A 6,991-nucleotide genomic window follows, 5' to 3' on the forward strand; every position below is an offset into this window, starting at 1 on the left:
GGCGCGGGCGTCGGCTTCGGCGCGGGAGCAGGCACCGGCTCGGCCTGCGCGGGCGCGGGCACGGCCGGCGCGGCGCCGGCGGTGCGCGACCAGCCGAGGTAGGCGCCGCAGTTGCCGCAGAAGTCGTCCCCCTCCCCGTTGGCCGTTCCGCATTCGGGGCACACCGGCATCCGTCAGCCCTCCGCTCGCCCGGGTGGGCCGGGCAGGATCTCCACCCGGCAGGTCAGATGGACCGGACAGCCGGCCCTGACGACGGACCGCACCTGGTCCTCGTCCGGTTCCGCTCCGCGCAGCGGCCAGACCCGGACCAGCAGCTCGCCGCTCGGCGCGGGCGGCAGCGGGGCGTCCGGGTCGGCGGACCAGGAGGCGCCGCCGCCGTCCACGAGCTCGGCGCCGACGCCGAGCACCAGCCGCAGCCGTTCGGTGAGGCCGCGCCGGGTGCCGCGCCAGCGGTGCAGTTCCACCGCGCGCCCGACCACGGCGCGGCGTACCTCCACCGGCCAGGCCGGGTCGACCTCGACCGCGACCCAGGAGGCCAGCCAGTCGAGGAAGTCGGCGGGCGCGAGGCCGGGTTGGAAGTAGGCGGGCAGGTTGTCCAGGGTGGCGAAGACCGGGGCGAGGACGGTGTCCAGGCCGGCCGTGAACCGCTGGGCGAAGTCGTCCTCGGCGAACAGCGCGGGCAGCAGTTCGCCGATCGGGTGCGGGCTGGGCAGCCCGGGGACGGCGGCTCTGGTCATGACCGCCCGTCCTCGGCCTGCGCGGTGACCACGACCTGGTGCTGGTGGGAGAAGACCAGGGCGTCCGGCGGGACCTCGACCCGCTCGGTCGGCGCGCCCCGGCGGCCGGTGATCGGGTCGGCCGGGAACAGCCGCAGCTCGTCGACGCCCGCGACGGCGGCCACCCGCTGGAGCACCGCGAACACCTCCCCGTACTGCACCGCCCGGCCGAACGGCCAGCCCGTGCCGTCGGCGCCGCCGCGCAGCGGGTTGAGGTACCGGTAGAGCGCGGCGAGCACCTCCTCGCGGACCCGGTCGGGGTCGGCGGCGCGGGTGGTGAGCCGGGCGACCACCGTCACGCCCTGGTAGGCGGGCGGCTGGACGACCAGCCGGGTGCCGATCAGCCGCCGCTCGTCGAGGGCGGTCGCGACGGCGGCCAGCACCTGGTCGTCGGGGATCAGCTGCTCGAAGCGCAGCCGGTCGCCCTCGTCCGCGACGGCGTCGGGGACGACCAGCACCCGCACCGCGCCCGCCTCCCCGCCGGTGGCGGGCACGCAGCTGATCCGGGCGGCGGACGGCGCGGCCTGCCGGGCGATCAGCTCGAAGTCCCCGGCGGTGACGGCACGTTCCTGCAGGCGCAGCTGGTGCGGGGCGCGGGCCTTGGCGTTCTCGACGGTCTCGCCGTCGACCCCGCCGCGGGCCGCCTCCCGGTTGTCGACCCGGGCGATGTACGGGACGGAGCTGCGCAGCACCGTGATGGTGCCGCGGGCGACGTTGCCCGCGATCCCGCCGCCGGTGCGGTAGCGCGGGACGCGCAGGTGGGCGCCCTTGGGCGGGACGGCGCCGAAGGCGCGCAGGCTGCCGTCCGGTTCGCGGACCGCGGGCGGGAAGAGGAACTCGCCGGTGGTGGCGTCCAGCACCACGTGCCGGTCGGTGGGCGAGGACTCGCCGAAGTGCTCGACGACCGTCCACCGTTCCCAGCCCTCGCCGGCCGCGACCTCGACCACCGGGGGCTCGCCGTCGAGCAGCACCGGGGGCCGGGCGAGCCGGAAGCGCTGGCCCGCGACGCCCTCCGAGGTGCCGAGCGGCGCGTCGGTGACGGTCTGCGCGTGGACGGCGGTGGCGGTGCCGCCGACGGTGAACACCTCGGCCCGGCGGATGGTGGGCGACTCGGAGTAGAACGGCTGGCCCGGCTGCGGCTCGGTGACCCGGCAGCGCAGCCAGCCGGCCCGCCGTCCGGCGACCACCGAGGCGGTGTGCCCGGCGGGCACGAAGACGACCACCTCGCCGGGCCGGTTGAGGCCGCCGGTGGTGTCGCTGCCGGTCTCGCAGGCGATCCAGCGCGCGCCGTCCCAGACCTCCCAGGCCAGCGGCGGCTGGCGCGGGTCGACGCCGACGCCCTCGACCCGGCTGTCCAGCCGGACGACCAGGATGCAGCGCGGCACCACGGCCGGCAGGGCGAAGAGCATGGCGTCCCCGGCCACCGGGCGCTGCTGGAAGCACCGGACGTCCGCGCCGTCGGCCAGTCGGGCCGTGCCGTCGGACTGCTCGCCGGAGGCGGAGACGGTGACCAGCCGCTCCAGCGAGCTGGGGACGATCGGCAGGTCCTCGGCGGTGGAGAGGACGACCGCCTCGTCGGTCTCGGTGCGCAGCGTGGAGACCTCGGTGCCGGCCCGCAGCAGGACGGTCTCGGTCTGCGGGGCGGAGAGCCAGAAGTCGACCTCGGCCCGGGCGGCGGCCGGCGGGAAGAGCCGGATGCCGAGCAGGTCGAGGAAGGCGGCGTAGTTCTTCTCCGGTACCCGGTTCAGCCGGTAGAGCAGCTGGTCCACCAGGTAGGCGAAGGTCTCGATCAGGGTGACGCCCGGGTCGGAGACGTTGTGGTCGGTCCACTCGGGGGCGCGCTGCTGGACGTACCGCTTGGCCTCGTCGACGAGCTGCTGGAAGCGGCGGTCGTCCAGGTTCGGGGAGGGCAGGGCCATCAGTTCGCAGACCCCTCGGCCGAGTTCGGGTGTTCCGGGATGGTGTAGAAGGGGAAGACCAGGTTGCGGCGGTCGTTGGTGGCCCGCACGGTGTAGTGGACGTCGATGTAGAGGGTGCCCTCCTCGACGCTGTCGAAGGCGATCACCACGTCGTCCACCTCGATCCTCGGTTCCCAGCGTTCCAGGGCGATGCGCACCTCGCGGGCGATCCGCCCGGCGGTGGTGCTGTCGCCGGTGGCGAAGACGTACTCGTGGATGCCGCAGCCGAACTCGGGGCGCATCGGCCGTTCGCCGGGGGCGGTGCCGAGGATCAGCCGGATCGCCTCCGCGAGTTCGCGGTCGCGCTCCACCAGGGCGATGCCGCCGGTGGCGTTGACGCGCAGCGGGAAGGCCCAGCCGCGGCCGATGAAGCTGCCCGTCATACGGCGCCGCCGATCAGCACGTTGAACGCGCCGACGGTGACGGTGGCGCCGCAGGTGGTCTTGTCCCCCACGCGGGCCGCGGGCAGGCCGCCGATCAGCACCACTCCCCCGGCGAGCGCGCCCGGGGAGGGCAGCACCACGTCGCCGGGGCCCAGGGCCAGGTGCGGGGGGACGACGCAGGCGTGGACGGTGCCGACGACGGCGGCGGGGCGGCCGCCGATCAGCACGGTCGCCACCTTGAGGGCGCCCGGCGGCGGGGTGGTGAGGGCGCCGCCGTGATCGGTCAGGTCGCCGGTCCGGGCTGCGGGGGGCATGTGCGGTCTCCGTTTCGGATGGTGCCCGCTGGTCGTGGGGCACTCGTCTACTGCCAATTCTCTGTGACGATACGTCAGTTGATCCGGACGATGGCCCCCTTGAGCACCGCCTCGGCGCCGCCTTCCACGGTGACCGCCGTCGTGCCGCGGACGGTGACCGATCCGCCGCGCACGTCCACCGTGCCGGTGCCCGCGTCCAGGGTGATGCCGGAGGGGGAGAGCCGCACGGTGCTGCCGGCCGCGCCACCGAGGCCGTGGACGGTCAGCACGATCTCGCCGCGCTGCTGGTCCAGCTTGACCTCCAGCTTGCCGTCGCCGCTCGCCAGCCGGACGCCGGACTTGCCGCCCGGCACGTCCAGCAGCTCCATCCGGTGGCCCGAACGGGACACCACGGAACGGCGGTTGACCTTGCCGGAGCCCGTGTCGACCAGCGGCACGTCGTGCGGGGAGGGCCGGTCCACGCCGTTGTAGAGCCCGCCCAGCACGTACGGGCTGTCCAGGTCGCCCTGCTCGAAGCCGACCAGCACCTCGTCGTTGACCTCGGGGCTGACCACCCCGCCGCCGCCGGCGCCGCCCCACTGCACGGTGCGCACCCAGTCGGAGACGTAGGTGTCGTCCAGCCAGGGGAACTTGAGCTTCACCCAGCCGCGCTGACCGCCGCCCGGCTCCCGGACGTCGGTGACCACGGCGACGGCCAGGCCGGGTATCCGCGGCCCGCGCGGCGGCGCGTTGCCGCCGGTGGTCAGCCCGGCCAGCGAGCGGTCGGGGGCCGCGCTGACCACCACGGTGGTCCGGTAGCCGCGGAACGGTTCGAGCAGGTGGCGCACCCCGGTGGCGGTGTAGCGGCCGGAGAAGGCGGCGCCGACGTTGCCCAGGGCGACCGCGGTGCCCGCCCGCAGCCGCGGGTTGCCCTCGGCGACGACCTCCAGCTCGCCGAAGCCGGCCGCCACCGAGGCGGCCAGCGACCGGGCCACCGAGGCGGTCTCCGCCTGGGTGCGGTACGGGGTGTCGGCGACGGTCAGCCGGGCCCGGCCGGGGAAGGCGGAGGTCACCGCCGAGGGGCTCATCCCCGGCTGCACGGTCTGCGACGTCACCGCGGGCTCGGTGGCGACCAGGGCGCTCTTGGTGGTGACGTTCCAGCCGCGCGCCTCGACGGTGTCCGCCCCTCCGGCGCCGGTCAGCACGCCGCGCAGCTCCAGCAGGTTGCGGCCGTACTCCAGCACCAGCGGGTTCTGCGGCGCGGGGGTGGAGGGGGCCGGCGCGCCGGAGGCGGGGTCGGGCTTGACGAACTCCAGCTTCCCGTCGTCGTCCACCCGCACCTGGGCGCCGCTCTCCTGCGCCAGGAACTGGAGGAACTCCCAGTCCGGGACGTTCGCCTGGGAGAGCTGCTGGTGGACGACCGGGAAGGCGTCCACCCGCCCGCACGTCAGGCCCGCTCCGGAGGCGACCTCGCGGACGATGTCGGCGGTCGTCATGTTCCGGAAGGCCTTCACCCGACGCCCGCGCATCAGCCGGTGGGTGACGGCCGAGGCCCGCACCACGGTGTACGAGCCCGTGGTGTCCACCTCCAGCTCCAGCGCCGTCACCTCACCGGTGAACAGCCGCGCCCGGGTGTTCCCCTGGACGGTCACCACGGACACCTTCAGCGGGGTGCCGATGGTGATGCCGGTGGCGGAGAGGAAGGTGTGGTCGGCGTCTCGGAAGGACAGCACGGCGGTGTCGGGCAGGCCGACGCTCTCCTCGATGTCGCAGGAGACCAGCTGGGTCACCCAGATCGGCGGCAGCGGGCCGGGCGCCTCGACGACGGGGTCGGCGGCGAAGGAGCGGCCGCCGCGGGCCTCGGGCGTGGTCATGGCCGTACTCCCTGCGCGGAGCCGCTCTGGGTGAGCTCCTCGATCCCCGGCACGATCAGCTCGGCGCCCGGGATCAACGCCAGCGGGTCGTCGATGTCGTTGGCCTCCGCGATGGTACGCCAGGCGGTGGCGTCCCCGTAGGCGCGCCAGGCGAGCAGCGGCAGGCTGTCGCCGGCGATCACCCGGTGGGTGCTGCGGGCCTCCGGCGAGCCCGAGGTCGGGTTCTGGCCGGCCGGGTCGACGCTGGCCTCGTCGATGGTGAGCGAGCAGACCGCCCGCAGCGGCTTCCCGTCCACGTCGAAGAGCGAGTAGGTGACCGAGAGGCCGGTCAGCACCCCGTTGAACGACGTGGTCTTCAGGGTGCCCCAGTCCAGCCGGATCCACGGGCTGGCCGGCGTCTTGCGCGCCAGGCTGGCCGGGGTGGGCACACAGGCCGTCATCAGCTGCTCCACCGCCCGCTCCACCGAGTTGTCGTGGGTCGCGGTGGAGTCCAGGAACACGTCGAGGGAGAGCGAGCGCGGACCGCTGCCGACGAACTCGGGCAGCGCGGACTCGCCCGCCATCCGGGACGGGGTGCGCCGCCACTCGGTGGTCTTGCGCAGCACCAGGGTCGCCGGGTTGAACTGGAGCCGGAGCTGCGCGAGCGTGCCGCCGGGCTGGGCGCCGACCGTGGACGGTGGCTCCATGATGGTCAGTTGGGCCCGGGTGACGCTCGCGGGGACCGCTGGGGACATCCTGGTGCTCCTTCCGTGGGTCGGGCTGTCGGGCGGGGGTCGGGTAGGCGGGCGGTGGGGTCAGAAGGGGCGCAGGCCCGCGTGGGCGATCTCCAGGGTCTCCATCGCGGCCTGGGAGTTGGCCGGGTCGAAGGACGGGCCCTCCCAGCGCACCGGGACGATCCCGAGCACCTGCCAGCCGACGATCCGGCTCAGGTCCGGCCGCAGCGCCACGATCTCGCCGTCCTTCGGCTCGACCTTGCGGACGATCTCGGACAGCCAGCGGGCGATCTTCGTCGTGTCGGCGGTGACCGCCCGGGTCAGCGTGATGTTCGTCCAGGTGATGCGGCCCGGCAGCTGCCAGGCGAAGCCGTTGTTGCCGCCCTCCGCGTACTGCTCGATCTCGACCTGGGCGCCGAGTCCCGAGCAGGTGGTGAACTCACCCAGGTCGTTGCCGCCGATGGTCAGGCTGAAGAACACACTGGTCGCGAAGATGGTGTCGGTCATCGGTTCGGCTCCCTGCTCCCTTGCTTCCGGTCACGTCGCCGCGGCCCGCTGGCGGCCGTCCGGCTGGTGTGCGTCGTTCTGGTGTGCGTTTCCCGCTCCGCGCTCAGCGGCGCAGGTCGTACGGCTTGCCGCCGCGCTCCCGGCCCCTGCGCAACTCGGTGCGCAGCAGCCGGCCGACCGGTTCGACCAGCCGCCGGGCCAGTTCGTCGAGGTCGGCGGGGTCGGCGGACGACGCGGCGGGTGGTCCGCCGGGGGCGTTCCCCGGGGCGGGCGCGGTGGTCGTAGCGGCCGGGGACGGCGCTGCGCGCTGCACCGTGGTGGGCGTACGCGCCGGTACGGCGGTCAGCGGCACGCCGGTCAGGCCGTTCTGCTCGGCCACCCGCTGCAACAGCCGCGCCGTGGCGGGCGAAGGCGGGGCGGGCGGGGTGGACGCGGCGTTGGCGGCCCTGGTGGCGGTGGTGGCGTGCCCGGTGGGCAGGGCCCGTGA

The 6,991-nt window shown here is 74.9% G+C and carries 9 protein-coding genes; all 9 read right to left on the bottom strand.

Annotation, left to right across the window (positions count from 1 at the left end):
* On the bottom strand, positions 1–170 hold a 170-nt coding region (locus AE652_RS49570; protein WP_159028598.1), incomplete at its 3' end, for a zinc-ribbon domain-containing protein.
* A 3-nt stretch (positions 171–173) separates the two neighbouring features.
* On the bottom strand, positions 174–737 hold the full coding sequence (locus AE652_RS31200) for a phage tail protein (protein ID WP_049657618.1): 564 nt from the start codon (positions 735–737) through the stop codon (positions 174–176).
* Positions 734–2,695 (bottom strand): putative baseplate assembly protein, encoded by a 1,962-nt coding sequence (locus tag AE652_RS31205; protein ID WP_049657620.1) that lies wholly within the window; start codon positions 2,693–2,695, stop codon positions 734–736. The genes AE652_RS31200 and AE652_RS31205 overlap by 4 nt, the downstream gene beginning before the upstream one ends.
* Positions 2,695–3,117: a GPW/gp25 family protein gene (locus tag AE652_RS31210; RefSeq protein WP_049657621.1), complete on the bottom strand. Its 423-nt coding sequence runs from the start codon at positions 3,115–3,117 to the stop codon at positions 2,695–2,697. Before AE652_RS31210 ends, AE652_RS31205 begins: the two co-directional genes overlap by 1 nt.
* Positions 3,114–3,431, bottom strand: coding sequence for a PAAR domain-containing protein (locus tag AE652_RS31215; RefSeq protein WP_049657623.1), 318 nt, complete (start codon positions 3,429–3,431; stop codon positions 3,114–3,116). The genes AE652_RS31210 and AE652_RS31215 overlap by 4 nt, the downstream gene beginning before the upstream one ends.
* A 74-nt stretch (positions 3,432–3,505) precedes the next feature.
* Positions 3,506–5,284: a VgrG-related protein gene (locus AE652_RS31220; protein WP_049657625.1), complete on the bottom strand. Its 1,779-nt coding sequence runs from the start codon at positions 5,282–5,284 to the stop codon at positions 3,506–3,508.
* A complete protein-coding gene (locus AE652_RS31225; protein ID WP_049657627.1) occupies positions 5,281–6,018 on the bottom strand; it encodes a LysM peptidoglycan-binding domain-containing protein in 738 nt (245 codons plus the stop codon). Before AE652_RS31225 ends, AE652_RS31220 begins: the two co-directional genes overlap by 4 nt.
* A gap of 60 nt (positions 6,019–6,078) precedes the next feature.
* The gene (locus AE652_RS31230) at positions 6,079–6,504 is read right to left on the bottom strand and encodes a phage tail protein (protein WP_049657629.1); all 426 of its coding nucleotides are present in this window, start codon (positions 6,502–6,504) and stop codon (positions 6,079–6,081) included.
* Positions 6,505–6,607: 103 nt separating this feature from the next.
* Positions 6,608–6,991 (bottom strand): hypothetical protein (locus AE652_RS47535; RefSeq protein ID WP_199823170.1); only part of this gene is annotated, 384 nt, incomplete at its 5' end.

Origin of the sequence: Kitasatospora sp. MY 5-36 (assembly GCF_001182915.1) — a bacterium.
GTDB lineage: Bacteria > Actinomycetota > Actinomycetes > Streptomycetales > Streptomycetaceae > Kitasatospora.

Coding starts and splice junctions, on each gene's coding strand:
- AE652_RS31210 (WP_049657621.1), bottom strand. CDS start 3,117: ATGACGGGCAGCTTCATCGGCCGCGGCTGGGCCTTCCCGCTGCGCGTC.
- AE652_RS31220 (WP_049657625.1), bottom strand. CDS start 5,284: ATGACCACGCCCGAGGCCCGCGGCGGCCGCTCCTTCGCCGCCGACCCC.
- AE652_RS31205 (WP_049657620.1), bottom strand. CDS start 2,695: ATGGCCCTGCCCTCCCCGAACCTGGACGACCGCCGCTTCCAGCAGCTC.
- AE652_RS31225 (WP_049657627.1), bottom strand. CDS start 6,018: ATGTCCCCAGCGGTCCCCGCGAGCGTCACCCGGGCCCAACTGACCATC.
- AE652_RS31215 (WP_049657623.1), bottom strand. CDS start 3,431: ATGCCCCCCGCAGCCCGGACCGGCGACCTGACCGATCACGGCGGCGCC.
- AE652_RS31200 (WP_049657618.1), bottom strand. CDS start 737: ATGACCAGAGCCGCCGTCCCCGGGCTGCCCAGCCCGCACCCGATCGGC.
- AE652_RS31230 (WP_049657629.1), bottom strand. CDS start 6,504: ATGACCGACACCATCTTCGCGACCAGTGTGTTCTTCAGCCTGACCATC.